At 68.7% G+C, this 24,716-nt stretch carries 25 protein-coding genes; 17 read left to right on the forward strand and 8 right to left on the reverse strand.

From position 1 onward, the window contains the following. Positions 1 to 94: 94 nt before the first annotated feature. Positions 95 to 730, reverse strand: coding sequence for a TetR/AcrR family transcriptional regulator (locus ACIA5D_RS45660; protein ID WP_396036947.1), 636 nt, complete (start codon positions 728 to 730; stop codon positions 95 to 97). A 248-nt stretch (positions 731 to 978) separates the two neighbouring features. Here ACIA5D_RS45660 and ACIA5D_RS45665 point away from each other — a divergent pair, with 248 nt between their 5' ends. Both ACIA5D_RS45665 and ACIA5D_RS45670 read left to right on the forward strand, forming a co-directional pair. After that, positions 979 to 1,920 (forward strand): LLM class flavin-dependent oxidoreductase, encoded by a 942-nt coding sequence (locus ACIA5D_RS45665; protein WP_396036948.1) that lies wholly within the window; start codon positions 979 to 981, stop codon positions 1,918 to 1,920. 38 nt (positions 1,921 to 1,958) lie between these two features. Next, positions 1,959 to 2,855, forward strand: coding sequence for an SMP-30/gluconolactonase/LRE family protein (locus tag ACIA5D_RS45670; RefSeq protein ID WP_396036949.1), 897 nt, complete (start codon positions 1,959 to 1,961; stop codon positions 2,853 to 2,855). A 197-nt stretch (positions 2,856 to 3,052) separates the two neighbouring features. Here the strand turns inward: ACIA5D_RS45670 and ACIA5D_RS45675 are convergent, their stop codons facing one another. Then, a complete protein-coding gene (locus tag ACIA5D_RS45675; protein WP_396036950.1) occupies positions 3,053 to 4,834 on the reverse strand; it encodes a sigma-54-dependent Fis family transcriptional regulator in 1,782 nt (593 codons plus the stop codon). 103 nt (positions 4,835 to 4,937) lie between these two features. On the opposite strand from ACIA5D_RS45675, the gene ACIA5D_RS45680 reads away from it, so the two are divergent. From ACIA5D_RS45680 to ACIA5D_RS45720, 9 genes are all read left to right on the forward strand, one after another. Beyond that, complete coding sequence (locus ACIA5D_RS45680; protein WP_396036951.1) at positions 4,938 to 5,183, forward strand: hypothetical protein; 246 nt, start codon at positions 4,938 to 4,940, stop codon at positions 5,181 to 5,183. A gap of 68 nt (positions 5,184 to 5,251) precedes the next feature. Next, entirely contained in the window at positions 5,252 to 6,907 is a 1,656-nt protein-coding gene (locus ACIA5D_RS45685; RefSeq protein ID WP_396036952.1) for a methane monooxygenase, read from the forward strand. 6 nt (positions 6,908 to 6,913) lie between these two features. After that, positions 6,914 to 7,957 (forward strand): NADH:ubiquinone reductase (Na(+)-transporting) subunit F, encoded by a 1,044-nt coding sequence (locus ACIA5D_RS45690; protein WP_396036953.1) that lies wholly within the window; start codon positions 6,914 to 6,916, stop codon positions 7,955 to 7,957. Continuing rightward, the gene (locus ACIA5D_RS45695) at positions 7,957 to 9,126 is read left to right on the forward strand and encodes a toluene hydroxylase (RefSeq protein ID WP_396036954.1); all 1,170 of its coding nucleotides are present in this window, start codon (positions 7,957 to 7,959) and stop codon (positions 9,124 to 9,126) included. The genes ACIA5D_RS45690 and ACIA5D_RS45695 overlap by 1 nt, the downstream gene beginning before the upstream one ends. Next, positions 9,123 to 9,497, forward strand: a complete 375-nt coding sequence (gene mimD, locus ACIA5D_RS45700; protein WP_396036955.1) for a propane 2-monooxygenase effector subunit MimD — start codon at positions 9,123 to 9,125, stop codon at positions 9,495 to 9,497. The genes ACIA5D_RS45695 and mimD overlap by 4 nt, the downstream gene beginning before the upstream one ends. A gap of 4 nt (positions 9,498 to 9,501) precedes the next feature. Continuing rightward, positions 9,502 to 10,572, forward strand: coding sequence for an amidohydrolase family protein (locus tag ACIA5D_RS45705; protein WP_396036956.1), 1,071 nt, complete (start codon positions 9,502 to 9,504; stop codon positions 10,570 to 10,572). Continuing rightward, complete coding sequence (locus ACIA5D_RS45710; RefSeq protein ID WP_396036957.1) at positions 10,569 to 11,288, forward strand: iron-sulfur cluster assembly protein; 720 nt, start codon at positions 10,569 to 10,571, stop codon at positions 11,286 to 11,288. Before ACIA5D_RS45705 ends, ACIA5D_RS45710 begins: the two co-directional genes overlap by 4 nt. Before the next feature lie 36 nt (positions 11,289 to 11,324). Beyond that, on the forward strand, positions 11,325 to 13,019 hold the full coding sequence (gene groL / locus ACIA5D_RS45715) for a chaperonin GroEL (RefSeq protein ID WP_396036958.1): 1,695 nt from the start codon (positions 11,325 to 11,327) through the stop codon (positions 13,017 to 13,019). Continuing rightward, a complete protein-coding gene (locus ACIA5D_RS45720) occupies positions 13,020 to 14,288 on the forward strand; it encodes an Nramp family divalent metal transporter (RefSeq protein ID WP_396036960.1) in 1,269 nt (422 codons plus the stop codon). Positions 14,289 to 14,300: 12 nt separating this feature from the next. On the opposite strand, the gene ACIA5D_RS45725 is transcribed toward ACIA5D_RS45720, so the two are convergent. Further along, positions 14,301 to 14,510 carry a hypothetical protein gene (locus tag ACIA5D_RS45725; protein ID WP_396036962.1) on the reverse strand — a complete coding sequence of 70 codons (210 nt, stop codon included), beginning with the start codon at positions 14,508 to 14,510 and terminating at the stop codon, positions 14,301 to 14,303. Between the two features lie 243 nt (positions 14,511 to 14,753). Between ACIA5D_RS45725 and ACIA5D_RS45730 the strand changes: the two genes are divergently transcribed. Next, positions 14,754 to 15,398, forward strand: a complete 645-nt coding sequence (locus tag ACIA5D_RS45730) for a DNA alkylation repair protein (RefSeq protein WP_396037032.1) — start codon at positions 14,754 to 14,756, stop codon at positions 15,396 to 15,398. Here ACIA5D_RS45730 and ACIA5D_RS45735 read toward each other — a convergent pair. From ACIA5D_RS45735 to ACIA5D_RS45745, 3 genes are read right to left on the reverse strand one after another with little or no spacing between them, the layout of a single operon-like run. Then, positions 15,395 to 16,456 (reverse strand): DUF2293 domain-containing protein, encoded by a 1,062-nt coding sequence (locus ACIA5D_RS45735; protein WP_396036963.1) that lies wholly within the window; start codon positions 16,454 to 16,456, stop codon positions 15,395 to 15,397. The genes ACIA5D_RS45730 and ACIA5D_RS45735 overlap by 4 nt on opposite strands. A 10-nt stretch (positions 16,457 to 16,466) precedes the next feature. Beyond that, complete coding sequence (locus ACIA5D_RS45740; protein ID WP_396036964.1) at positions 16,467 to 16,979, reverse strand: GNAT family N-acetyltransferase; 513 nt, start codon at positions 16,977 to 16,979, stop codon at positions 16,467 to 16,469. Then, on the reverse strand, positions 16,976 to 17,596 hold the full coding sequence (locus ACIA5D_RS45745) for a dihydrofolate reductase family protein (protein WP_396036965.1): 621 nt from the start codon (positions 17,594 to 17,596) through the stop codon (positions 16,976 to 16,978). The genes ACIA5D_RS45740 and ACIA5D_RS45745 overlap by 4 nt, the downstream gene beginning before the upstream one ends. Positions 17,597 to 17,797: 201 nt before the next feature. On the opposite strand from ACIA5D_RS45745, the gene ACIA5D_RS45750 reads away from it, so the two are divergent. The 3 genes from ACIA5D_RS45750 to ACIA5D_RS45760 all read left to right on the forward strand — a co-directional run bounded on the left by ACIA5D_RS45750 (position 17,798) and on the right by ACIA5D_RS45760 (position 20,809). Continuing rightward, positions 17,798 to 19,618 (forward strand): arabinofuranosidase catalytic domain-containing protein, encoded by a 1,821-nt coding sequence (locus ACIA5D_RS45750; protein ID WP_396036966.1) that lies wholly within the window; start codon positions 17,798 to 17,800, stop codon positions 19,616 to 19,618. 112 nt (positions 19,619 to 19,730) lie between these two features. Continuing rightward, positions 19,731 to 20,693: a M15 family metallopeptidase gene (locus ACIA5D_RS45755; RefSeq protein ID WP_396036967.1), complete on the forward strand. Its 963-nt coding sequence runs from the start codon at positions 19,731 to 19,733 to the stop codon at positions 20,691 to 20,693. Further along, a complete protein-coding gene (locus tag ACIA5D_RS45760; protein WP_396036968.1) occupies positions 20,666 to 20,809 on the forward strand; it encodes a hypothetical protein in 144 nt (47 codons plus the stop codon). The genes ACIA5D_RS45755 and ACIA5D_RS45760 overlap by 28 nt, the downstream gene beginning before the upstream one ends. Here the strand turns inward: ACIA5D_RS45760 and ACIA5D_RS45765 are convergent. After that, the gene (locus ACIA5D_RS45765) at positions 20,796 to 21,338 is read right to left on the reverse strand and encodes a hypothetical protein (protein ID WP_396036969.1); all 543 of its coding nucleotides are present in this window, start codon (positions 21,336 to 21,338) and stop codon (positions 20,796 to 20,798) included. The two genes, ACIA5D_RS45760 and ACIA5D_RS45765, sit on opposite strands and share 14 nt — an antisense overlap. 103 nt (positions 21,339 to 21,441) lie before the next feature. Here ACIA5D_RS45765 and ACIA5D_RS45770 point away from each other — a divergent pair, with 103 nt between their 5' ends. Continuing rightward, positions 21,442 to 23,280: an HEXXH motif domain-containing protein gene (locus tag ACIA5D_RS45770; protein ID WP_396036970.1), complete on the forward strand. Its 1,839-nt coding sequence runs from the start codon at positions 21,442 to 21,444 to the stop codon at positions 23,278 to 23,280. Here ACIA5D_RS45770 and ACIA5D_RS45775 read toward each other — a convergent pair. Continuing rightward, complete coding sequence (locus ACIA5D_RS45775) at positions 23,224 to 24,399, reverse strand: hypothetical protein (protein WP_396036971.1); 1,176 nt, start codon at positions 24,397 to 24,399, stop codon at positions 23,224 to 23,226. The genes ACIA5D_RS45770 and ACIA5D_RS45775 overlap by 57 nt on opposite strands. Positions 24,400 to 24,529: 130 nt before the next feature. Between ACIA5D_RS45775 and ACIA5D_RS45780 the strand changes: the two genes are divergently transcribed. After that, a complete protein-coding gene (locus ACIA5D_RS45780) occupies positions 24,530 to 24,709 on the forward strand; it encodes a hypothetical protein (RefSeq protein WP_396036972.1) in 180 nt (59 codons plus the stop codon). Positions 24,710 to 24,716 lie beyond the last annotated feature (7 nt).

Here is a 24,716-nt window from a genome sequence, read left to right on the forward strand (position 1 = left end):
TAAATCCTCGGGCGATCGCTGTTGGCCGCAAGGCGGCCCGCTCACTACGGCCACCGAGCGCGGGTACGGGAACCGCGGGTGACGTGAATGCGTTCTACGCAACCATTTTCAAAGCGAGATCCGCGTTGGACCTGCCGAGTTGTTCGGGTGTCTCTGATCCGTCTCGTCGGTACCAGCGGACCAGGTCGATGCCGAGCGACAGCATGGCGCGCGCGACCCGGTGGACATCGACGGTCGCGAACGTCCCGTCGTCGACGCCTTGCTGAACGGCACCGCGGAACACGGAGTTCGTCTGATGTCGTAGCTCGAGGATGTCGTTGTAATGCTCGACGCTCAGGGCCGCGAGGTCGTACTGGCAGACCCTGGCGATCACGTGGTGACGGGCATGCCACTCGGTGTAGCGCGAGACGATGGCGCGTAGGCGCTCGGCTGCGTCTCCGAGGTGCTGGATCTCCGGGGCTCGGATGTAATCGAGCGCTTTCTCGTGCCCTGTTCGGATGAGCTCGAAGAGCACCTGCTCTTTGGACGGGAAGTAGACGTAGAGAGCTGCCGGGCTGAGGCCCACCATGCCGGGGATGTCTCGAGTCGTCGTGCCGTGGAAACCATTCGAGGCGAAGCAGCGCACCGCGGAGGTCAGCAGCTTACGAGCGACCTCATTGAGGTCGGCGGGCCACGGGCTGGGGGACTCGTCGTCCAGTTCTTGGAGCAGGCCGACCTCGGCGGCGGTCAACCGCGCCTGCCGTGGTTTAGCCAAAGTGATGACGCCTTCCTACGCACTGCAACGACGGTAGTCCAAGGGTGCGGTGTGAGGGTTGACACACTCTAGCGCACCCTGTGACTATGCGCTTAGTAAGCACTCGCTCGGAAGATGTCGGCCTGCCGCGCACTGCGGAGCTGAAGGCAACCGCCCGTCTACCAGATGAGGGAATGACCATGAAGGTGTCGTGTGCGTTTCCGACGGCTCTGGACTCGCCCGAGATGATCGCGGTGGCAGAGTCGCTCGGCTACGAGCGGGCTTGGCTCTACGACACCCCGCAACAGAGCCCGGACGTGTGGATGACACTGGCCCTGGCCGCGGTCCGGACCGAGCGCATTGGTCTCGGTCCGGGTGTCCTTGTCCCCAGCCTGCGGCACCCGATGGTCAACGCTGCCGCCACGGCGACGCTGTGTGCCCTCGCTCCGGGCCGGGTCGCGGTGGCGTTCGGCACCGGTTTCACCGGGCGTCGAGCGATGGGCTACGGGGCGGTCACCTGGTCGTTCATGGACTCCTACATCCGTGCCTACCAAGGCCTCCTGCGCGGTGAGGTGGTCGAGTGGGAAGGAGCCAGCATGCAGATGCTGCACCCCGACGGACACGCCCCACACCGTCCGGTGAAGGTCCCGGTGATCGTTGGCGCACTCGGCCCGAAGGGCAACAAGGTGGCCAACGACATCGGCGACGGACTGTTCACCACCTTGCTGCTGCCGGATTTCGCCAACGATTACCCCTGGTCGGCCTACCTGGCCTGGGGCACCGTCCTCGACGACGACGACAGCGACGACTCCGAGCACGCTCGTGCTGCCGGCGGCCCGGGATGGGCACTGTCCTTGCACGGCGCCTTCGAGTTCGGTGGGCCTGACGCCGTCCGCGCTCTTCCGGGCGGTGAGCAGTGGATGGAGGTGGTGGAGCGGGCACCGGCCGCCGAGCGTCACCTCGCCGTCCACGCCCAGCACTGCGTCGGCCTCAACGAGGCCGACCAGGCCGCCTGGAACGCCGGCGGCAACGTCACGCTACGCGATGTCACGCTCACCGGGACCCGCGCGCAGATGCGTGACAAGCTCGACAAGATCAGCTCCCAGGGAATCACTGAGATCGTCTTCCAGCCGTGCGGTCCTGACCCAGAGCGGGAGCTCGAACGTTTCCTTGAGGTCGCGCGTTGAACCCGTCCACCATCGACCAGACCACACACGGAGCGACCATGAGCGCGACGGAACCCAGAACGGTGATCGAGGGCCTGTCCTACCTGGAGTGCCCGCGGTGGCACGACGGCCGGATATGGTTCTCCGACTTCTACACCTACGCCGTGTACTCGGCTGCAGCCGACGGCAGCGACCTGCGCAAGGAGGTCGAGGTGCCCCAGCAACCCTCCGGGCTCGGCTGGTTGCCGGACGGAAGACTGCTCGTCGTCTCGATGCGAGACGCACGGATCCTGCGGCTCGAGACAGACGGAAGCCTCAGCGTCCACGCCGACCTTTCCGGCCACGTGAGTGGACACCCCAACGACATGGTCGTGGACTCCCGCGGGCGCGCGTTCGTCGGCGAGTTCGGGTTCGACCTCATGGGAGGGGCTTCGCTCGTACCGGCCCGGCTGCTCCGCGTCGACCCTGATGGAACGGTCAGCGTCGCCGCGGACGAGATGTTCTTCCCGAACGGTAGCGTTATCACAGACGACAACATGTTGTTGGTCTGCGAGACCTTCGGCAACCGAGTAGCCGCCTTCGACATCGCTGAGGACGGGACGCTCGAGAACCGACGTACCTGGGCCGAGTTTGGTCCCACACCCACCGAGCGAGACCTCGAGCCGCTGCTCGGTCAATTGGTCGTCGCGCCGGACGGCTGTGGCTTGGACGCCGAAGGTGCGCTCTGGATCGCGGACGCCACGGGCGGACGAGCGATTCGGGTCTTCGAGGGCGGCAAGATCGAGCGGACCGTCGAGCCCGGCAGCGGAGTGTTCGCCTGCATGCTGGGCGGCGACGACGGACGGACGCTGTTCCTGTGTTCCGCGCCGGACTTCCACGAAGAAGCCCGCAAGAACGCCCGCGAAGGTCGCCTCCTGGCGGTCGACGTGAACCTGCCACACGCCGGCAGGCCCTGAGAACAGATCACGGCGTGTACGCCGGAGACCATGACCAGCGACACGTTGTGCCGAGCAATCTGACCCCCTGGCGACCAACGGCAGTGGGTTCAGCGGCGGACCGCGTTCGAGCTGGGCCGCACCGGCTGTCAGGGGGGTCGCCCGCAGGTAAGCGGAGTGGGGCGAGCGGGACTCGAACCCTGATCGGCGGCCGTGGTTTACTTCGTGGGCGCGACGATGCCGTACTCGTGAATCTTGCGGTAGATGGTGGCTCGGGACATGCCCAGGGCCGCCGCCGCCTTGATTTTGCTCCCGTCCCAGTCGATCAGGCTTCGGACTATCGCGTCGCGCTCCATGGCCTCCAACGGGCTCAGCAGGCGGCGGCTCACCGTGCGGCATTCGGGCGGCAGGTCGCTCGGCTGGATGGCGCCGCTGCGGCGATGTTGGACGATGTTGCGGAGGACCTGCCACAGCTGCTCGATGTTGCCGGGCCAGCTCGAGCGGCTCAGCATCTGCATGGCCTCGGGTGAGCAGACCAGGCGCCCGTCGGGGACGAGCCTGTTCAGGAAGAACGGGACCAGCGCCTGGACGTCCTCGAGGTGGTAGCGCAACGGCGGCAGCTCCACCGTGCTCGGGAAGAAGCGCAGCAGGTCGGCCAGCTCGCTGCCGTCGTGGCGCTGGCTCAGGGTCACCGCCACCCACGGGGTGGGGCCGTCGGAGCGGGACTTCTCGAGCAGGCGGGACAGGGCGCGCAGGGTGCCGCCGCCGATGCGGTCGGCGTGCTGGATCACCAGGGCGCCGTCGCCTCCGGCGAGTTCGGTGCGGACGTCGTTGAGCCAGGCGCGACCGGGCGAGGCCGCGTCGACCACGGCGAAGTGGGCGCCGGGCTTGTCGTGCTGGTGGATCGCCCGGATCACGGCCAGCTTGCCCACGCCGGCCTCGCCCTCCAGGGCCAGCCAGTCGCCGGCCGCGTACACCGACTTGACCTGGTGGCAGCCGCGTAGCCAGAGGCCGCCGGAGCCGACCAGGCCGGGAAGGAACATCCGCGGAGAAGGCACTGCATCCAGGCGTACGCCCGCGGGTCGCTCCTCGAGCTTGACGTGCACGACGCCGCCGCTGAGACGGCCCTCGCCGCGCACCGGGCGGCAGAACATGCGGGCCTTCAGGCCGCTCGGCAGCTCCACCTCGAGCGAGGCGGTCGGGTTGCGGCCGGCCAGGGTCTCGGCCGCCTGCGCCAGCAGCACCGATTGTTCGGCGGGGTCGAGGGCGTGACGCGCGTTGTCGTTCATCATCACGACGTCGTTGTTCAGGGCGAAGACGATTCCCGCCGTACGACGGCACGTGCGCAGATATTCCTGCAGGAGCTCCAATTCGCGGATGCCGCTGTCGGCCAGCAACGCCTGCTGGATCTGCCCGGCGGTCGTTTTGGCGAGGGCCAGCAGCAGCGGGTCGGCGTCCTTGCGCCAGCAGGTCAGGTCGACCGCGCCCACGGTCTTGCCGGAGATGGGGTGGTGGATCGGCACGCCGGCGCAGGCGAGGTCTTCCAGGTGTTCGGCGTAGTGCTCGTGGCCGAAGACGTGCATGGGCCGGCCGCCCTCGAGGGCGGTGCCGATCCCGTTCGTGCCGACGTACTCCTCGGCGTAGCTGAAGCCGGGCGCCAGGTTGACCCGGTCGAGGTGCGCGTCGAGGTCGCGGCCGGCGTCGAGCCGGGTCAGCACGAGCCCGGCCTGGTCGGTCAGGATGATGCTGATCGGCTGGTGGTCGAGGTTCTCGCGCAGATGCCGCAAAACGGGGAGGGCACTCCGGGTGAGCGGGGTGTCGAGGTCGGGGTCGCGCTGGTAGGTCAGGTCGATCCGGTCGGCGGCCACGTTCCAGTGGCGGGACCGCCACCAGGAGGCCAGGATCGCGTCCCGGACCTGGTTGGGCTCGATCTCTTCGGCGGTGAGGAACTGTTCGCGCGTCTTGGCAAGTCGTGCGCTGTCCGAGGGTGAAGGTGGCATCGGCGCCCCCTTGTTTCATGCTGGTTACACGGTACGCGCGGCATCGAAAGCTCTCGTCTCATGTTGAGACCCCCTTTTCGCGAATGCCGCGTTGACTCGGGAGATGGAGCCGGCACCCGAGTCGTTCAACCCCTGGACCGTGGTCAACGTCGTCTTCCATCACCTCGCGGCCCAGGGGCTGCATCCGACGCTGGGCGGCGCCGACCCGGGCGCGCCCGCAGCCGAGTTGCTGCGCGCGCTCGGCATCGAGCCGGCTCCCGAGGGCGACCGCCAGGTCGGCGAGAACGTCAAGCGCCACCTCGCCGAGATCAGAGCAGCGATCTTCGGAGACGAGAACGGCTCAATGTGAGACCGCAGATCGCGGCAAGTCGGGGTCTGATCCCGCTGAAGGACGCAGCCACAGATGAGGAGTGACTCATGAGTCGGCAGAGCGTGGCCAGGGCTCATCAGAAGATCCAGGAGTTGTCCTGGGAACCGATGTACCACCAGCCCGTCTCGCAGTACGGAACGGACTACACGTTCCGCAAGGCACAGAAGAAGGACCCTCTCAAGCAGGTGCTGCGGTCGTACTTCCCGATGCAGGAGGAGAAGGACCACCGGGTGTACGGCGCGTCGGACGGCGCGATCCGCGGCAACATGTTCCGTCAGGTGCAGGAGCGCTGGCTGGAATGGCAGAAGCTGTTCCTGTCGATCATCCCGCTACCGGAGATCTCGGCGGCCCGGGCGATGCCGCTGCTGTTCCGCAATGTGCCGAACCCGGAGCTGCACAACGGACAGGCGATCCAGATGATCGACGAGGTTCGGCACTCGACGATCCAGCAGAACCTCAAGCGCCTGTACATGAACAACTACATCGACCCGGCCGGCTTCAACTCGAGCCTGCGCAACTTCCAGAACGACTACTGCGGCACGATCGGCCGGCAGTTCGCCGAGGGCTTCATCACGGGCGACGCGATCACCGCGGCCAGCATCTACCTGACCATCGTGGCCGAGACCGCCTTCACCAACACGCTGTTCGTCGCGATGCCGGCCGAGGCCGCCGCGAACGGCGACTACCTGCTGCCCACCGTGTTCCACTCGGTGCAGTCGGACGAGTCGCGGCACATCTCCAACGGGTACGCGACGCTGCTCATGGCTCTCGCCGACGAGGGAAATCACCAGCTGCTCGAGCGCGACCTGCGCTACGCCTGGTGGAACAACCACCGCGTCGTCGACGCCGCGATCGGCACGTTCATCGAGTACGGCACGAAGGACCGCAGGAAGGACCGGGAGTCGTACGCGGAGATGTGGCGCCGCTGGATCTACGACGACTACTACCGCAGCTATCTGGTGCCGCTGGAGAAGTACGGCCTGGTCATCCCGCACGACCTGATCGAGGAGGCGTGGAACCAGATCTGGAACAAGGGCTACGTGCACGAGGTGGCCCAGTTCTTCGCGACCGGCTGGCTGGCCAACTACTGGCGGATCGACCCGATGACCGACAAGGACTTCGAGTGGTTCGAGTTCAAGTACCCGGGCTGGTACGACCGCTACGGCAAGTGGTGGGAGCAGTACAACCGGCTGTCCACGCCGAACGGCCACCACCCGATCGTCGCCGAGGACGTCGACTACCAGTACCCGCACCGCTGCTGGGTCTGCATGGTCCCGTGCCTGGTGCGTGAGGACATGGTGATGGCCGAGGTCGACGGTCAGTGGCGCACGTACTGCCACGAGGCGTGCCGGTGGACCGACGTCGAGGCGTTCCGCCCGACCTTCCAGGGCCGCAACACCCCGAACATGGGCCAGCTGATCGGCGCTCGCGAATGGGAGACGCTGTACCACGGCTGGAACTGGGCCGACGTGGTCAAGGACATGGGCTTCGTCCGCGACGACGGCAAGACCATGGTCGCACAGCCGCACCTGCACCTGGACGACCCGCGGAAGATGTGGACGCTCGACCACCTGCGCCGGATGGGCCCGTTGCAGAGCCCGAACGTGCTGCTCAACCAGATGACCGACGAGGAGCGCGCGAAGTTCCACGCCCAGTACATCAAGGGCGGCCCGGCCGGTCGCTTCGCCCGCGAGGACACCTGATCACCGATGGGCGAGAAGCACCGGGTCCGGTTCGAGCCGGTCGGCATCGAGATCGAGGTCGACGAGGAGCAGACCGTGCTGCGCTCCGCGTCCGAGCAGGGGCTGATGCTCATGCACGGGTGCAAGGAGGGCCAGTGCGCGGCCTGCAAGTCGTTCGTCCTCGACGGTGACGACATCGAGCTCGACCGCTACTCCACGTTCGCGCTGCCCGACTACGAGAAGGAGGAGGGGTTCACGCTCCTGTGCCGGGCGCACGTGTACGAGGACGTGACGATCGAGCTGCTCAACTTCGACGAGGAGATGATCCGCTCGGGGCTGCCCATCGTGAACGCGGTGGCGGAGGTCGTGTCGATCGACAAGGTGACACACGATCTCCGGCACCTCGTGCTCAAGCTGATCGAGCCGGCCGAGATCACGTTCTTCCCCGGCCAGTACATGGACATCAAGGTGCCGGGCACCGAGATCACCCGCTCCTTCTCGATGGCGAACACGTCGAGCAAAGAGGGTGGCCGGCTCGAGTTCGTCATCAAGGTCTATCCGGACGGGGTCTTCTCCTCGTTCCTGGACGGGAAGCTGAAGGTCGGCGACCGGCTCGACCTGACCGGCCCGTTCGGGGTGTTCACGCTGCGCGACGCCCCCGACCGAGACCTGATCTTCGTGGGCGGTGGGGCCGGGCTGGCCCCGATCCTCGCGCTGCTGCGGTCGATGGCCGAGCGCGGGATCGAGCGCAAAGCCGTTTTCTACTACGGCGCCCGTACGGCAGAAGATCTTTGCTTTGTCGCGGAGATCGAGGCCCTCAGCGAGAAGCTCCCGGACTTCCAGTTCGTGCCCGCTCTGTCCGAGCCGGCCGAGGGCGAGGACTGGGACGGTGAAGTCGGGTTCATCACCGACGTGCTCAAGCGCTACGAGGTCGACCTCAAGGGCGCGCACGCCTACCTCTGCGGGCCGCCCCCGATGGTCGAGGCGGCCATGCCGCTGCTGGCCACGCTCGGCGCCCCCGAGAAGCACATCTACTACGACAAGTTCACGACCACAGGTGGGGAGGACTGATGACGACCGCGACGGAACGTAGCGTTCCCAAGCCCGTCTTCACCGACGCCGAGGCCGGCGCAAAGGAGTTCCCGGACTCGACCGCGCGCCGTTTCAACTACTACGTCCCGCAGAAGCGCAAGCAGACCCACTACGAGGACGTCACGGTCGAGGTGCAGCCGGACCCACGGCACTACCTCGCCCAGGGCTGGCTCTACGGATTCTCCGACGGCCGGGGCGGCTACCCGCTGGAGTGGACCGCCCTCAAGGCGTGGGGCAGCGACCGCCCCGAGCCCGAGCGCGGTCCGGGGACGGGCGGACAGGGCTACGAGTGGCCGGCGCACGGCTGGCACGAGTTCCGCGACCCCAACGAGGAGTGGGAGCTGTCGCTGTACCGCTACAACGCGAACGTGGTGCGGCAGGTCAACCAGAACATCGACGCCGCCAAGCAGGCCAAGTCGTTCGAGCAGTGGGGCCCCAACTGGGTGCGGTTCGTGGCGCAGCACGTCGGCGCGTGGATGCACGTCGACCACGGGCTCGGCCTCTACCTGTTCGCGAACGCGAACCGGCGCGGACCCACCAACATGCACAACACCGCCATCGCCGTGAACAGCATGCACCTGATCCGGGCCGCCCAGGATCTCGCGCTGTACCAGCTCACGCTCAGCGAGGAGATCCCCGGCTTCGACGGCAGCGCGCACCTGGAGACCTGGAACTCCGACCCGGCCTGGCAGGGCGTGCGCGACCTGGCCGAGCGGCTGACCGCGATCGACGACTGGGGCGAGGCGATCTTCGCGGCCAACGTGGTCTTCCAGCCGCTGGTCGGCGAGCTGTTCCGCAGCCACCTGGTGATGCAGGCCGCCGCGCGCAACGGCGACTTCGTCACCCCGACGATCGTGGGCGCCGAGGAGTTCGACTTCTCCGAGCGCGACCTGCGCTACAGCCGGGCGATCTTCGAGCTGCTCACCAACGATCGTGAGTTCGCCGAGCACAACAGCCGGATCCTCAACGGCTGGCTGGCCAACTGGGTCGGTCTCGCGGTCCCGGCGGCCCGGGCGATGCAGCCGCTGTGGTCGCAGCCGGACAGCAAGCCGGCGCGCTTCGAGGACGCGCTCGACCGGGTCAAGAGCCGCTTCGCCGGCATCGTCGAGGACCTGGGCCTGGACCTTCCGAAGGAGCTGGAGCGATGACGCAGTTCAAGATCGCGGAGAGCCCGTTCAAGTCGGACAACACGGCGTCGAACATGTGCGGCTTCACGCTCATGAACAACCAGATCGGCGTGGTCGTCGCCGACGTCATGAAGACCAAGCCGAACGTACGGGTGACGCCCCTGCCCTCGATGATCCGGGTGGACGCCACCAACCGGATGGACGTCGTCTACGACGAGGTCTCCGAGGCGCTCGGCGAGGAGCCCGGCTTCTTCGACGCGGCCCAGTTCGAGGAGAGCATGTCGACCCACTACGGCCGCATGATCCACGAGGACGACCGCACGATCATGTTCGCCAACCCCGAGGACGCGGCCGAGTTCATCGGCTTCGACCTGCAGGCCGACAGGAGGTAGCGCCTTGTACGAGAAGGACGGGGAAAAGTACTTCGTCGTCGACAGCCACATGCACTACTGGAACGCGGCGCCGTCCAACTGGGTGCCGGGGGCCGAGCAGTACGCCAAGGGCTGGATCGAGTGCTTCCACGCGTACCAGGGTCTCGGCCCCGCCGAGACGCATTGGCCGATCGAGAAGTTCATGGCCTACACCGAGGACGACCTGATGAAGGACGTCTTCCAGGACGGGTACGTGGACGTCGCGATCTTCCAGCCGACGTACCTGACCGAGTGGTACAAGGAGGGCTTCAACACGACCGAGCGCAACGCCGCGCTCGGCGCCAAGCACCCCGGCAAGTTCATCGCGAACACCCGGTGGGACCCGCGCGACGGCGACGACGGGCTCAAGAAGCTCGCCGAGAACGTCGACCGCTACGGCAGCATCGGGGTGAAGCTCTACACCGCCGAGTGGAACAACGGCTCGCGCGGCTGGACGCTCAAGGACCCGGCCGCGTACCGGTACCTCGAGAAGTGCCAGGAGCTCGGCATCAAGAACATCCACGTGCACAAGGGCCCGACCATCTGGCCGCTGGACAAGGACGCGTTCGACGTCTCCGACGTGGACCATGCCGCGACCGACTTCCCGGCGCTCAACTTCATCGTCGAGCACGTCGGGCTGCCCCGGATCGAGGACTTCTGCTTCATGGCGACGCAGGAGCCCAACGTGTACGCCGGGCTGTCCGTGGTGATCGGCGGCCTCATGCACGCACGCCCCCGGTTCTTTGCGAAGGTCATGGGCGAGCTGCTGTTCTGGGTGGGCGAGGACAAGATGACCTTCGGCAGCGACTACGGCATCTGGGAGCCGAAGTGGCAGATCGAGGGCTTCGTCGACTGGGACTATCCCGGTGCGGAGTTCGACGATTTCCCGAGGGTGACCACGGCCACCAAGAAGAAGATCCTCGGCCTCAACGCCGCGAAGCTCTACGGCATCGAGGTACCGCGGGAATACCAGCTCGGCGCGGGCGAGGGGGCTCCGGCGGCCCGGGACGACGCGGTCGGCGTCAGCTCCGGGTCGCCGGCGGCTTCGCCGGCATGACCAGCGCCATGATGGGGTCGCGCATCCTCGCCGCTCTGGCGGAGGTGCGCGACCCCGAGCTGGACGAGCCGATCACCACGCTCGGCTTCGTCACGTCCGCCGATGTCGACGACGACGGGACGGCCGAGGTGCACCTGAGGCTGCCGACCTACTTCTGTGCGCCGAACTTCGCCTATCTGATGGTGGCCGACGCGTACGACTCGGTGTCCGCCCTCGATGGAGTGCGGCGCACGGCCGTTGTTCTCGATGATCATTTCGCGTCCGACGCGATCAACGACGGCGTCGCCGCCCGGGCCGGGTTCGTGCGGTCGTTCGAGGGTGAGGCAGTCGACGAGCTGGACAGCCTGCGCGCGGACTTCCTTCGTAAATCGGTCATGGCCGGGACCGACGTCGTGTGTCGCCCGCTCGGTCTCGGCCCGGACGAGCTCGCCGCCGCCACGCTCGGCGATGTGCCTTCGTCGGCCGCGCTCGACCGGCTGCGTCGTCGGCGCCGCGAGCTCGGACTGCCTTTCGACGACGGGGCGCCCCTTCTGATCGATCCCAGCACCGGCGCCCCGATCGGCGTCGCATCGGTGCCGCTGCACCTGCGCAAGGCCCGCCTGACCCGCACCAGCCTCGACGCGAACACCGGCATCTGCCGCGGCATGCTGCGGCACCGCTACACCACCGACGGCCAGGGCGAAGAGCCATCCGACCACCCCGCCCGCCGCCCATAACCGGACTAACGCCCGAGCCCGAGGAGATAACCCGCGATGGCCAAGGAACTTCGATTCGGCGCGGACGCGCGCACCCTCCTACTGACCGGGGTCGACAAGCTGGCCGAGGCGGTCAAGTCGACGCTGGGCCCGAAAGGCCGCAACGTCATCATCGAGAAGATCACCGGCTCGCCCGTGGTCACCAACGACGGCGTCACCATCGCGCGGGAGATCTACCTCAAGGACCAGTTCGAGAACATGGGCGCGCAGCTGGTCAAGGAAGCCGCGATCAAGACCAACGACATCGTCGGCGACGGGACCACCACCGCGACCGTGCTGGCGCAGGCGATCGTCCGGGAGGGCATGTCCGCCATCGGGACGGGTGCTAATCCCGTACTCGTGAAACGTGGTGTTGATCTTGCGGTTGACCGTCTCGTGGAGCGGCTGCGCATCGTTTCCCGCGCGGTGAGCAGCGAAGAGGAGCTGATGCGAGTCGCGGCCATCTCGGCCAACGACGACGACACCGTGGGCTCGGTCATCGCGAAGGCGCTGCACACGGTGGGCGACGGCGGCATCGTGACCGTCGAGGAGTCGCAGCGGCACGGGATGAGCGTCGACTTCGTGGAGGGCTTCGAGTTCGACAACGGCTACCTGTCGCCCTACATGGTCACCGACCCGGGACGGCTCGAGGCGATCGTCGACGACCCCTACATCCTGCTGTGCAGCGAGAAGATCACCAAGGTGCAGCAGCTCATGCCCCTGCTCGACAAGATCATGCGGGCGCCGCGGCCGCTGATCATCATCGCCGAGAACGTCGAGGGCACCGCGCTGTCGATGCTCACCCACAACCACGTCAACGGCATCTTCCAATGCGTGGCCGTGCGCGCGCCCGGCTTCGGCGACCGGCGGCTGCACAAGCTCGAGGACATCGCCGCGATCACCGGTGGCGCCGTCTACAGCCGGCACTCCGGCTTCACCCTCGAGACGATGACCATCGACCAGCTCGGCCGGGCCGACCAGGTACGGGTCGAGTCGGAGCGCACCGCGATCGTGGGTGGCGGCGGCTCCCCCGACGACATCGAGTTCCGGGTCACCCAGCTGCGGGCGGAGCTGGCCCGCGCGACGTTCGGCGCGGACGAGGACATTCTCACCGAGCGGATCGGCGCCCTGACCGGGAAGGTCGCGGTGATTCACGTCGGCGCCCCGACGCCCGCCGAGCTCAAGGAGCTGCAACACCGGGTCGAGGACGCGCTTTCGGCCACCCGCGCGGCGATGGCCGAGGGGATCGTGGCCGGCGGCGGCGCTGCCCTGCTGCACGCCGCGGACGCGCTCGACAACCTGGAGATCAAGGACGAGGACTACGCCACCGGCATCGACATCGTGCGGCGTGCGCTGCCCGAGCCGGCGTTCCTGATCGCCACCAACGCCGGCTTCTCCGGCCAGGAGGTCGTCGCCCGGGTCGGCCAGCTCGGGCCGGACGAGGGCTTCGACGCGCTGCAAGGCCGCTACGGGAACATGATCGAGATGGGCATCGTGGACCCGCTGCGGGTCGCCCGCTCGGCGCTGCAGAACGGCGCGTCGGTCGCCGGCCTGCTGCTCACGACCAACACCCTGGTCGCCGAGGAGCAGACGCCGTGGGGTGGCAGCCCCGCGCTGATGACCGAGATCGGCGAGCTCGACGAGGGCCTGCGCCAGCCGTCGCCGGACTCCAGCACCCCGCAGTCGCTCGGTCTCGGCCCGTCGGTCGGATAGATGGGCCTCATTGAAGGGGTCGAGGTCGTCCCCGAGTCCGTTTTCCGTCAAATTCGGGCTCGGGGTCGACTTCGGGGCACGATCGCGCTGCTCGGCCCGGCCTTCGTCGCCGCGGTCGCCTACATCGATCCGGGTAACTTCGCCACCAACTTCACCGCCGGCGCGAAGTTCGGCTACACGCTGGTCTGGGTCATCGTCGTCGCCAACCTCACCGCCATGCTGGTGCAGTACCTCTCCGCGAAGGCCGGCGTCGCCACCGGCCGCGACCTGCCCGAACTGTGCCGGGAACACCTGCCCCGCCCGGTGTCGCGCGGCCTCTGGGCGCAAGCCGAGATCATCGCGATGGCGACCGACCTGGCCGAGTTCCTGGGCGCGGCGGTCGGCCTCTACCTGTTGTTCCACGTGCCGCTGTTCCCGGCCGGGCTGATCACGGCGGTGGTCGCGTTCGGCATCCTGGCCCTCGAGCAACGCGGCTATCGCCGCTTCGAACTGGCGATTGCCGGGCTTCTGGGCATTGTCCTGCTGGGTTTTCTGTACGACTTGATCGTTGTCGGCGCCGATCCGGCCGGAGTCGCGTCGGGGCTCATGCCGCGGCTCGCGGGCAGCAACAGCCTGCTGCTGGTCTGCGGCATCATCGGCGCGACGGTCATGCCGCACGTGGTGTACCTGCACTCGGCGCTGACCAAGTCGCGGGTGGCCTGCCGCGACGACGGCGAGCGGCGGGAGCTGCTGCGCTTCCAGCGGCTCGACGTGATGATCGGGCTCGGGGCGGCCGGGCTGATCAACCTGTCCATGCTGGTGGTGGCGGCGTCGCTGTTCCACGGGTCGGCGGTCTCCCTCGAGGGCGACACGATCCAGGCCGCGCACGACGGACTCGGCCGGCTGGTCGGGGGCGGGGCGGCGCTGGCGTTCGCGGTGGCGCTGCTGGCGTCCGGGTTGTCGTCGTCCTCGGTCGGGACATATGCCGGGCAGATCGTCATGCAGGGGTTCATCCGGCGGCGGATCCCGCTGTTCGTGCGGCGGGCGGTGACGATGACGCCGGCGCTGACGGTGCTGGCGCTGGGGCTGCCGCCCACGGACAGTCTGGTGATCTCGCAGGTGGTGCTGTCGTTCGGGATTCCGTTCGCGCTGGTGCCGCTGCTGATGGTGACCCGGCGGCGGGACATCATGGGCACGTTCGTGAACCACCCCATGACGACCTTCGTGGCGGGCACGGTGGCCGTTCTGATCATCGGGCTCAACGCGTACCTGATATTTGATTTGTTCTAGTCCAGGTCTGCGTCAGACCAGGAAAAGCCAGGTCAGGCCGGCGGCGCCGAGGACGGCGCTGCCGGCCATGAAGGTCGAGTTGTGCGCGGTCCAGAAACGGACCCGGGCGCGGACGTAGGCGGGCACGTCGTTCGGTTGCACCACCTTGAGCGCGAGGACGTTGCATCCGGCGAGCACCATCCCCAGCGCGCCGAACAGGGCGAACATCTCCGCCAGCTCCATGCTGCCTATGACATCCCGTCGCGCCGTCCCCGCCCGTCTCATTCTGAGACGGACCCGCCTGTCTGGAGATGGAGGCCGGCGACCGGGTCCGGCACGAGTCGGCCGACCTCCGTCAGCCGGACCATCTTTCGTCAGCCCCGGCCAGAATGCCCATCGGGATTACGCTGGTTACCCTTCCCGCACCGGACGACTTTAGCGCGATGGACCGGAGGTCAGGTGACCGCGACGACCGTGGCCGAGGTGATGGCCGAGCTGGCCGCCCTCGAAGACCCGAAGATCCGCGATGTGAACCGGAAGCACGGCGACGAGCACGCCGTGAACCTCGGCCTGCTGCGCGCGGTCGCGAAGCGGTTGAAGACGCAGCAGGAGCTGGCGCGCGAGCTCTGGCGGACGGATGACGCCGCGGCGCGACTGCTGGCGATGCTGATCTGCCGCCCGAAGGCCTTCGAGCGTGACGAGTTGGACGCCATGCTGCGGGAGGCGCGCACCCCCAAGGTGCACGACTGGCTCGTCAGTTACGTGGTGAAGAAGAGCCCGCACGCCGAACAGCTGCGCCTGGCCTGGTCCGCCGATCCGGATCCGGTGGTCGCGAGCGCCGGCTGGGCGCTGACCACCGAGCGCGTGGCCAGGAAGCCCGAGGGCCTCGACCTCGACGAGCTGCTCGACGTCATCGAGGCGCAGATGAAGGACGCCCCGGACCGCCTGCAATGGGCGATGAACCATTGCCTCGCTCAGATCGGCATCGACCATCCTTCGTACCGCGTCCGGGCCATCGGCATCGGTGAGCGCCTGGGGGTGCTCAAGGACTACCCGACGCCGCCCAACTGCACGTCGCCGTTCGCACCCATCTGGATCACCGAGATGGTGCGCCGGCAGCAGCCGGTCTAGGACGGTTCGCGCCGCCAGCGGTCGAGGACCCGGTCGATGTCGTTCCGGATCTGCTCCCGGGCCTGGTCGCGGGGCACGCCGGCCATCAGCAGCTCGTCGTACGCGGTGTCCTCGTGCCGCACCGAGGCGACCACGGCCCGGGTCACGGCGTCCGGGTCGAGCGCCCGGCCGGCGGCGCTGCGACCCACCCGGCCGCTGCCGCGCGTGCCCGTGTGCTCGCTGATCGCGGCCGCCCGCGGTGGCGGGCAGCCGGGGAACAGCTGGAATATGAGCTGGGCGAGCTCCTGCTGGAAGGTCTCGTCCGCGGCCTCCCGCCGCTCCCGGTCCCGCTCGCGGCGGCGGGCCCGGGCGTCCTCGTCGGAGAGACACTCGTGCTCGGCCTGCTCGACCGCCGCCTCCTCGACCAGCAGTCCCTGCCGTTCGTAGCGCTTGCGGGAACGGTTGAAGCGCACCACCACCGCCGCGAGCCGGCTCGCCTTCTTGGCCCGTCGGGTCATCGCGGCGTCGCCGGCCGGCAGGAACACCAGGTGATCGAGGTCGGCGCAGGTGAGGCAGACCGGCCCGGCGTTCTCCATCATCAACAGGTCGGCGTCGCCGCGCCCGCAGCCGACGCAGGTGAACGCCTTCAGCGCTTGCACCACCACCAGCTCCGGCGGCTTGCTCTGCTTCGCGGTCAGCTGCTCGCGCTGCCGCTCCGGCAGGTCGGCCGGCATCCAGTGAGTGCGGTACGTCAGCTCCAGCGCGGGATCGCCGGCGGCGGTGAAGCGCAGCGGCTGCCGGTCGCGGGTGGCCGCCAGGTACTCGACCTCGCTGGGGCGCAGGCCGCGGCTGTCCACCCAGCGGTGGAACACCTCCAGCGCGTCGGCGAGCCGGTCGGCCGACACCACCGCGACCGCCTCCAGGTGCGGCGCCCGGCCCTGCTGCCAGTCGGTCACCAGCCCGGGCGGCACCCAGCCGATCCCGGTCAGCACGTCGAGCGGGCTCACGTAGCGCCGGCTCGTCAGCGCCTGCTCGGCGGCGGTCACGACCCGGCGTTCCAGCTTCGTGGCGGGCTGCATGACGGGCAGGCTACCCGGGCGGTAGCCGGACGTTGGAGTAGTGCGGCCGGATGAACGGGTAGTCGGTGACGACCCACCGCTCGAGGGCCCGGAAAACCCGCTCGTAATACCCCGCCTCGTACGCGTCCGGCGTTACCCACCAGCTCACGTCGACGTCATGCTGCGCGAGCCCGGCCGTCAGCGGCGCGCGGACGCCGAGCGGATACAGGTAGGCGCATCCGATGTAGCCGCGGTCGCGCGCCTCCAGCACGAACGTGAAGGACTTGCTGTCGCGGAACTCGCACTCGTGCCAGATCAGGTCGACGTAGTTCTCCTCCTCCGTCACCGGGCCGGTCGGCCAGCGCCCGCCTCGCGTCTCGCGGATGAGGTCGAGGCTGGCGTTGATGCCGCGCACGTCCTCGGCGAGGTCGTCCCGGCTGATCGCGTGCGCGGCGACGTCGTCGAACTCCAGGCGGCGCGGTGGGTCGAAGCCGGCCGGAACGACAAGCTTCTTCGTGTACGGCGTCAGGTCGCTCACCGTCATGCCGCCGGGCGGGAGACGTCGTACAGCAGATGCGTCACGCGGTCGCCGCGGACGACGCGGGCGGGGTCGTCGAGGCGGACGGCGTCGCCGGCGCCCATCGCGCCGAAGAACGGGCGGCCCGACCCGAACACAACCGGAACGACGTTCATCACGACCTGGTCGACCAGCCCGAGCCGCAGCGCCTGACCGCCGATCTGGCCGGCGGCGAGGTCGACGATCCGGTCGTCGCCGGCGAACGCCCGCGCCCGCGAGATCGCCGACTCGACCCCGTCGGTGACGAACGTGAACGGGGCAGTGCCCGCGTGCTTCCAGTCCGTCGGCGCCTCGTGCGTCACGACGAAGACGTGCTCGCCGGCGGCCGGCACGCCGTCCCACCCGTCGGTGAGGTCGAACAGCCGGCGGCCCATGATCACGCAGCCGATACGCGGGTAGACCTCCCGCACGAACTCGATGGAGGGGCGCGTGCTGCGCATCGCGTGCTCCTCCGGCTGACCGCTCCACGTCCACTCGACGTCGCCGTTGGTAGCCCAGTCGAAGAGCGGGCCGATGCCGTCGTTCTCGTCGGCGATGAACCCGTCGATCGAGACGGCGGCGCACCCCATGATCACCTTGCTCACCGGAAACCTCCGAATCTCGGACCTCGACCGGAACAGGGTACCCATCCGTTCATTTCAACAAAAACAAACAACATTCGCGCACAGATTGACTCATTCGAGCACCGGGCGTAACTTCCAACACAGTTAACAACTTCAATGCCTGTCCTGGCCGGTCAGCGCAATCCCCACCGCTCCGTTCCCCCGAATGAGGAGCACATCCCCATGCGCAGACATCGTCTCTCCGCGCTCGGCGCGGCCCTCGTCCTGCTCGGCATGCTGATCGGCTTCCCCGGCACCGCCGCCGCGGCCACCTCCCTCCCCTGCGACATCTACGGCGCGGCGGGCACCCCCTGCGTGGCCGCGCACAGCACCGTCCGCGCGCTCTTCGCCGCCTACAACGGCCCGCTCTACCAGCTCACCCGCGCCTCCGACCGGGCCACCCACGACGTCGGCCTGCTGGCGGCCGGCGGCTACGCCAACGCCGGCGACCACGACGCGTTCTGCAACAACACCACCTGCTCGATCACGAAAATCTACGACCAGTCGGCGCGGCACAACGACCTCACGGTTTCGCCGGCGGGCACGGCGGGGCCGGCCGACTATCCGGCCGACGCGAGCGAAATCGCGATCACGGCGGGCGGGCACAAGGCGTACGGAATCTGGATTTCGCCGCAGCATGGCTATCGCCATTACGTCGGCGCCGGTGTCGCGCAGAACGGCCAGCCCGAGGGCATGTACATGGTCGCCAGCGGCACGCATGTGGGCAGCGACTGCTGCTTCGACTACGGCAACGCCGAGGCGCAGGTCGCCGACACCGGAAACGGGCACATGGACGCGGTCAGCATCGCGACGACCTGCTATTTCGCGCCGTGCACCGGGTCGGGTCCGTGGGTCGAGGCCGACCTCGAGAACGGCATGTTCCAGGGCGCCAACGGCTCCAATACGGCGAACCTCGGCAACAACAGCACCTTCGTGACGGCGCTTTTGAAGAACAACGGCCAGACCACGTACGCGTTGAAGGGCGGAAATTCCCAGTCGGGTGGCCTGTCGACGTGGTGGAACGGCGCGCTCCCGAACCGCGGCGGCTACATTCCGATGCACCAGGAAGGGTCGATCATCCTGGGCACCGGCGGCGACAACTCGAACCGCAACATGGGCACGTTCTTCGAGGGCGTGATGACCAGCGGCTATCCGACCGACGCGGCGGACAACGCGGTGCAGGCGAACATCGTCTCGGTCGGCTATTCGGGCCAGACCAACGTGCCGAACGGTCCGCAGGGCACGATCACCGGGCCGGGCGTCAAATGCGTCGACGTCGCCGCGGACGACACCGGGGTCAACGGCACGGCGGTGCAGTTGTGGGACTGCCAGCCCTATGCCGAGGACCAGCATTGGGCACACTTCGCGGACAACTCGCTGCGGGTGCTGGGTCGCTGTCTCGACATCGTCGGCAACGGTACGGCCGGAGGCGCCCAACTCGAATTGTGGGACTGCAACGGTGTCGGCGGCCAGAAGTGGATCCAGCAGGCGGACGGGTCGCTGCGTAACCCGCAGTCGGGGCGTTGCCTGGACTCCCCGAACGGGGCCACGGCGAATGGGACACGGCTGCAGATCTGGGATTGCAACGGCGCCGCGGCGCAGAAGTTCGCGGTCAACGGCGGCGGACCGGCCGTGGGGCCGGGCAGCAAATGCATCGACGTCGCGGCCGACGACATCGGTGGCAACGGCGCGGCTGTGCAGTTGTGGGACTGCCAGTCGTACGCGGTCGACCAGCATTTGTTCCGCAACAGCAACGGCTCGCTGCGCGCTCTCGGGCGCTGCCTCGACATCGCCGGCAACGGCACCGCGAACGGGACGCAGGTGGAGCTCTGGGATTGCAACGGCGTAGGCGGGCAGGTGTGGCAGCAGCAGTCCGACGGCTCGCTGCGCAACCCGCAGTCGGGACGCTGCCTGGACTCGCCGAACGGGGCAACGGCCAACGGCACTCGGTTGCAGATCTGGGATTGCAACGGTAGCGGAGCGCAGAAGTTCGCCCTGACCTGAGCGAATTCCTTCAGGAGCAGCGCCGGTGACCGAATGCATCCGGCGTAACGGAGGCCCGCACTCCCCAATGGTGCGGGCCTCCGGCATACACGCTCCTGGGGAGGAACGGGTTGTGAAGAAGTTCCAGGCCATCGCCGCCGCCGTCCTGGCCGTCGCGCCGATCGTCGCCGTCGCCACGCCGGCCGCCGCCGCTCAGCCGGCGACCGCGAAGTCCTGGTCCGCGCTCATGTACCACAGCCTCAACCCGAGCGACGCCGTCAAATGGCGCACGATGCTGCCCGAGCTGCGCCGGACCGTCGTCACCAGCTCGGCCACGGCCACCCAGGCCGCTCGCTCGCAGGCCACCGCGCAGGCCGGCGTCACGGCCGCCACCGGCGCTAACCGCATCGCCAAGAAGCGGTATGCGACCGCACTCACCGCGGTCAAGAAATCCGACGCCAAGGCCGGGGCCACCCTCAAACGGCGCACCGCCGAGTTGACCGCGTCGACCGTCGCGCTGCGCACCGCGCAGACCCGCTACCGCAACACCACCGCGAAGCTCACCGCGGCCTCCGACGCCTGGCGCGCCGCGACCGTCGCGCTGCGCAACGCCGAGCAGAAGATCGCCCAGGCCGAGTACGACGCCGACGCCGCCGCCCGGGCCCGGAAGATCAGCGCCCAGGTCGTGACCGACACCCGGGCCGGGTTCACGATCGACGACACCACCCAGGTCTACGGCATCACCGTCAACAAGACCATCACGTACGCGTTCAAGCACATGATCGACGACGCGGCGCGGGACGGAGTTCCGTTGTCCGGCGGCGGCTTCCGCACCAAGCAACGGCAGATCGAGCTGCGGGTGATCAACGGCTGCCCCGACATCTGGACCGCGCCCGCGTCGTCGTGCCGGGTGCCGACCGCGATCCCCGGCCGCTCCCTGCACGAGATCGGGCTGGCCATCGACATGACCGCGGGCGGAAAGTCCATCAACAGCCGGGAAAGTATCGCGTTCAAGTGGCTGGCCGCGCACGCCGCCTCGTACGGTTTCGTCAACCTGCCGTCGGAGCCGTGGCACTGGTCGATCACCGGCGGCTGAAGGCGATGGGCCGGTTCGAGAACGAGACCTTCACCCTCGACGGCCGGCACCTGTTCATCAACGTCCAGTACCCCGGCGTGACCTGCGTGATCACGGGCCCGTTCAGCGGGCGGTGATCTCGACCTCCCGGACGATGTGGATCGCCAGCAGCGCGAGCAGGGCAACCTCCGCGACCGACAGCGCGACGAGCATCGCCGGGAGGTGGCCGTCCACCCAGGCCACGATCACCCCCGCGAGCGGCGCCAGGCAGAACGCCATCAGATCGACCAGCAGCTGCATCAGCTTGCGCCCGGCCCGCCGTGGCCCCACCCGGTGCGCCGACTCCCACCCGAATACCGGCGCCTCGTCGTCGGCGAGCGAGGTGAGTCGAGGCCCGAGATGCTCGCGGATGTAACGCCCGATGTCCGAGATCTTCTGATCGTTCGCGAGGTAGGTCCACCCGAGCAGAAACGTGACCGGCGGCAACAACAGCAGAAGATCGGTACGCCCACCGGACTGCATCATCGCCGCGACAACCGCGGCCATCGCCACCAGCGTCGCGTAGATCAGGTTGTCGCGCAGGCCGATGCGCGCTTTCTGCTCCTCCTTGAGCCGCTCGTACTCGACCGCGAGCAGGGCGCTGATCTGCACTTCATCCCGAGCCACCAAGCCATTGTCGCAAGCCTCTGTCCCAATGCTCACCGGTGAGTGTGCGTACGATCACGATAGGCATCGATCCTCGCTGATTCCGACCGGGAGAGTCCCTGTGATGCACGGTCTCCGCGACAGCCACGTCTTCCCGAAGCACCACATTCCGGTGGATCAGCTGGCCGAGCTGTGCGACGGCGGCGGCAGCGCCGCGACGATCGGAACGCTCTGGGCCGGACAGCGCAGCCGGCGGCTGCTGCTGCTCGACACCGTGCGCGAGACCCTGGACGACCCGGCCGACATGGGACCGTTGCCGCCGGCCGCCGGCGCGTGGTCGGCCTGGGCGGCGGCCGACGATGCGGCGCCCGCGGCGTGCCGCAGACTGCTGCTCCACCCGCAGGTGGGCTCGTGGGCGGCGTACACGCTGCGCCGCAAGCGGGGCAGGGCGACCTCCGGCGAGGAGCTCTGGGCCGACGCGGGCGTCCTGCACACGCTCGCCCTGGTCGCGACCGCCCGGGCGGCGGCGTCGTGGGGCACCTCGGTGCCGGTGCGGCACGGCAGGGTGATGCTGCCGACCCTGGGCATGGCGTCCCTCGCCGAGGACGGCACCGCGGTGGCGCAGGCGGAGTGCGCCGGCGGCGAGATGCGCCTGCGGCTCGGCAACCGTACGGTCGTCGTGCCCGCCGATCCCGCGCGCGAGGCCGACGGCTGGTGGCCGCTGCGCCGCTTGCGGGTCGGCGGCGATCCCACGTTGTCGGTGTTCCTGGACGACATCGACCCGTTCCGGGAGCTCGCCGATCCGGTCGCGCCCGACCGCCTCGATGAGGCCGCCATGGCCCGCTGGCAAGAGCTGCTCGAGGGCGCCTGGGCGATCCTGTGCCGGGATCACACCGAGACGGCGAGGGCGTTCGCCGCCGGCGTGGTGAGCATCGTTCCGCTCCCGGTCGACGAGCTGGGCACCACCCGCAGCGCCTCGACCGGCGAGGCGTTCGCCAGCATGATGATCTCGCCACCGGTCGACGAGGTCGATCTCGCCGTCTCGATGGTGCACGAGTTCCAGCACATCAAGCTGGGCGGCCTGATGCACCTGCTCCCGATGACCGCCGACGACGGCGAGCCCGTACACCACGCACCCTGGCGCGACGACCCGCGCCCGCTGGGCGGCCTGGTCCAGGGCGTCTACGCGTTCTTCGGCATAGCCGACTTCTGGCGCGCGCGGCGGCACGTGTCGGCGGGGCTGTATCGAAGGATCGCCGACTTCGAATTCGCGTACGCGCGGGAGCAGGTGCGCGAGGCCCTGGCCGAGCTGAACGCCGCGGGCGGTCTCACCGGCGCGGGCCGTCAGCTCGTGACCGGGCTCGCGGAACGCCTCCGGTCGTGGCAGACCGAGCCGGTGGACCCGGTTGCCGCCGCGGATGCCGGGGTCCTCTGTGCCTCGCACCGCGCCGAGTGGCGGCTGCGGCACCTGCATCCCGACGCCGAGCAGGTGCGCTCCCTGGCCGCGGGCTGGCAGGCCGACGCCCCCGCCGGCCCGGGCCCGCTGCGCGCCGCCGTCGAGCCGGCCCCGGCGGCGGTCCGCTGGTCGCTGAGCTGGCAAGATCTGGCCCGCGACCACCTGGTGGGCCGCACCGGCCGTGCGGACGCTACCGCCTCGGACCTGGCGGTGCTGGCCGGCAACCGGGAGGCGGCCGGCCAGGCCTACCGCCGCGCGATCGCCGCCGATCCCCACGATCTGCATGCCTGGGCCGGCTTGAGCCTGACCACGACGGAGGAGCCGCTGCACTCCCGTCCGGAGTGGGTCTACGCCGTCCTCGGCGAGCTGAGCGCCGCGTTCGGCGAGGCGCGCATCGGCAAGGAGGCCGACCCGGTCGCCGTCTCCCGCTGGCTGGGCAGCAACGTCCCGTCACTGGCCTCGCCAGTTGACCCGCAGGACCCGCTCGGCCTGGACGAATTCCGGTGACCCCTCCCCCAGTGTCAGCCGCAGCGCCGCGAGCAGAACCTCGAGCCCCTGCGGGTAGCGCTCGAGCGTGGTGACCGTCTGGATGATGTGCAGGCGCCCCACCGAGTTCTCCGGAATCTGCGCCCGGATCGCCGCCGGCAGCAGATCCAGCACGGCGCGCCGCTGCTGCTCGTCCCGCATGATCCGAAGGTCGACCAGCGCGTCCGCAATCGCGCTCAACGGGTCCAAGCTGCTGGATCGCTGTCGATGCCGGCCCGGCGCGAACGGAGCACAGCGGGCGAGGACAGACCGCAGATAGGAGGCGGCCGCCAGCGCCGCGTACGGATGCCATTCGTCGCTCTTGGTGGAATTGTCCCCATGGTCCGCGATCCCGCGCACCATGTACCAGGACCGCCCGCCGAGCTGCGAGCCGATCGCGACCCCGGCACCCTCCATCTCGAACGCCAACAGGCCGAGCTCCCGGGCCACTCCGTCGCGGTACGCCCGGTCGCGAAGCAGAAGATCGGCGCTGCCCACCCTGCCCCGATGCGCGCGTGGCCGCCCGGTCGGATCGGGCCGCCGGAACGGATCGCCGGCCGCCGCCAGCAGAGGCAGCCACGGCGGGGTGCCCAGCATCTCGTCGGACAGCACCAGGTGATCCGCATCCATCCACAGGGTCCCCGGTTGCTGAGCCGCCCCGCGCAGGATGTCGCCGCCGTCGACGCGGCGCTCGTGCCGGTAGTCGACGACGTCGGTCGCCACCACGATGTCGCCGAGCGCGACGTGCCCACCGGGGTCGTCCGAGGGCACGCCCGCCGCGATGCCGCACATCACGAACGCGCGCAGGCTCTCGAAGGAGTGCGGCATGTGTCCACAGAGCCAGGCCGCGTCCCTGGTGCCGTCACGGGTCTGCTGAGCAACAGCGACAACGTGCCGCTCGGACTCGATACTGCTCGGTAAGGTTCCTAAATGGTACGGATGGTGGTCGCCAGGAAGGTGGACCGTGACGACGTCGTCGAGGACCTCTCGGACCGCCAAGGTCTCGACCGTGATCGCGGTGACGACACCGATGCTGACCAGCGACGGATCCGCCTCGCCGGTACCCTCATTCCGCGCTGCCCTACCGGGGTGAACGGCCACGCCGGTCAGACTGACACGCGGCCATTGGAGAAGTACAGGGGTAAACTTTGCCGAGCGATTCAGCTTCGGTATGGGATAGTGACGGAGGCAGATCCCTGCCCGGCATTCGGAATCAAGGAGGAATCGCCCAGTGGATCTTTCTCCGGCCGATGTCGAGACCGATCTGATTGATCTTTCTGAGGTCTCCCTGTCGACGCTGAACCAGTGCGATCACGCCACCTTGGCCGACTCGGTGGATCACCTGATCGCCCAGGTCGACCGTCCGCGCTCCAACCTCGGAGGCACGGGACCGCCTGGCCGCGTCGACTGATCTCACT

It is taken from the genome of Actinoplanes sp. NPDC051513 (assembly GCF_044454685.1).
Taxonomy (GTDB): domain Bacteria; phylum Actinomycetota; class Actinomycetes; order Mycobacteriales; family Micromonosporaceae; genus Actinoplanes.

What these genes read in the sequence shown, in the direction of transcription:
- ACIA5D_RS45665 (WP_396036948.1), top strand. Translation starts at nt 979, where the DNA reads ATGATCGCGGTGGCAGAGTCGCTCGGCTACGAGCGGGCTTGGCTCTAC.
- ACIA5D_RS45670 (WP_396036949.1), top strand. Translation starts at nt 1,959, where the DNA reads ATGAGCGCGACGGAACCCAGAACGGTGATCGAGGGCCTGTCCTACCTG.
- ACIA5D_RS45675 (WP_396036950.1), bottom strand. Translation starts at nt 4,834, where the DNA reads ATGCCACCTTCACCCTCGGACAGCGCACGACTTGCCAAGACGCGCGAA.
- ACIA5D_RS45680 (WP_396036951.1), top strand. Translation starts at nt 4,938, where the DNA reads ATGGAGCCGGCACCCGAGTCGTTCAACCCCTGGACCGTGGTCAACGTC.
- ACIA5D_RS45685 (WP_396036952.1), top strand. Translation starts at nt 5,252, where the DNA reads ATGAGTCGGCAGAGCGTGGCCAGGGCTCATCAGAAGATCCAGGAGTTG.
- ACIA5D_RS45690 (WP_396036953.1), top strand. Translation starts at nt 6,914, where the DNA reads ATGGGCGAGAAGCACCGGGTCCGGTTCGAGCCGGTCGGCATCGAGATC.
- ACIA5D_RS45695 (WP_396036954.1), top strand. Translation starts at nt 7,957, where the DNA reads ATGACGACCGCGACGGAACGTAGCGTTCCCAAGCCCGTCTTCACCGAC.
- mimD (WP_396036955.1), top strand. Translation starts at nt 9,123, where the DNA reads ATGACGCAGTTCAAGATCGCGGAGAGCCCGTTCAAGTCGGACAACACG.
- ACIA5D_RS45710 (WP_396036957.1), top strand. Translation starts at nt 10,569, where the DNA reads ATGACCAGCGCCATGATGGGGTCGCGCATCCTCGCCGCTCTGGCGGAG.
- groL (WP_396036958.1), top strand. Translation starts at nt 11,325, where the DNA reads ATGGCCAAGGAACTTCGATTCGGCGCGGACGCGCGCACCCTCCTACTG.
- ACIA5D_RS45720 (WP_396036960.1), top strand. Translation starts at nt 13,020, where the DNA reads ATGGGCCTCATTGAAGGGGTCGAGGTCGTCCCCGAGTCCGTTTTCCGT.
- ACIA5D_RS45725 (WP_396036962.1), bottom strand. Translation starts at nt 14,510, where the DNA reads ATGGAGCTGGCGGAGATGTTCGCCCTGTTCGGCGCGCTGGGGATGGTG.
- ACIA5D_RS45730 (WP_396037032.1), top strand. Translation starts at nt 14,754, where the DNA reads ATGGCCGAGCTGGCCGCCCTCGAAGACCCGAAGATCCGCGATGTGAAC.
- ACIA5D_RS45735 (WP_396036963.1), bottom strand. Translation starts at nt 16,456, where the DNA reads ATGCAGCCCGCCACGAAGCTGGAACGCCGGGTCGTGACCGCCGCCGAG.
- ACIA5D_RS45740 (WP_396036964.1), bottom strand. Translation starts at nt 16,979, where the DNA reads ATGACGGTGAGCGACCTGACGCCGTACACGAAGAAGCTTGTCGTTCCG.
- ACIA5D_RS45750 (WP_396036966.1), top strand. Translation starts at nt 17,798, where the DNA reads ATGCGCAGACATCGTCTCTCCGCGCTCGGCGCGGCCCTCGTCCTGCTC.
- ACIA5D_RS45770 (WP_396036970.1), top strand. Translation starts at nt 21,442, where the DNA reads ATGCACGGTCTCCGCGACAGCCACGTCTTCCCGAAGCACCACATTCCG.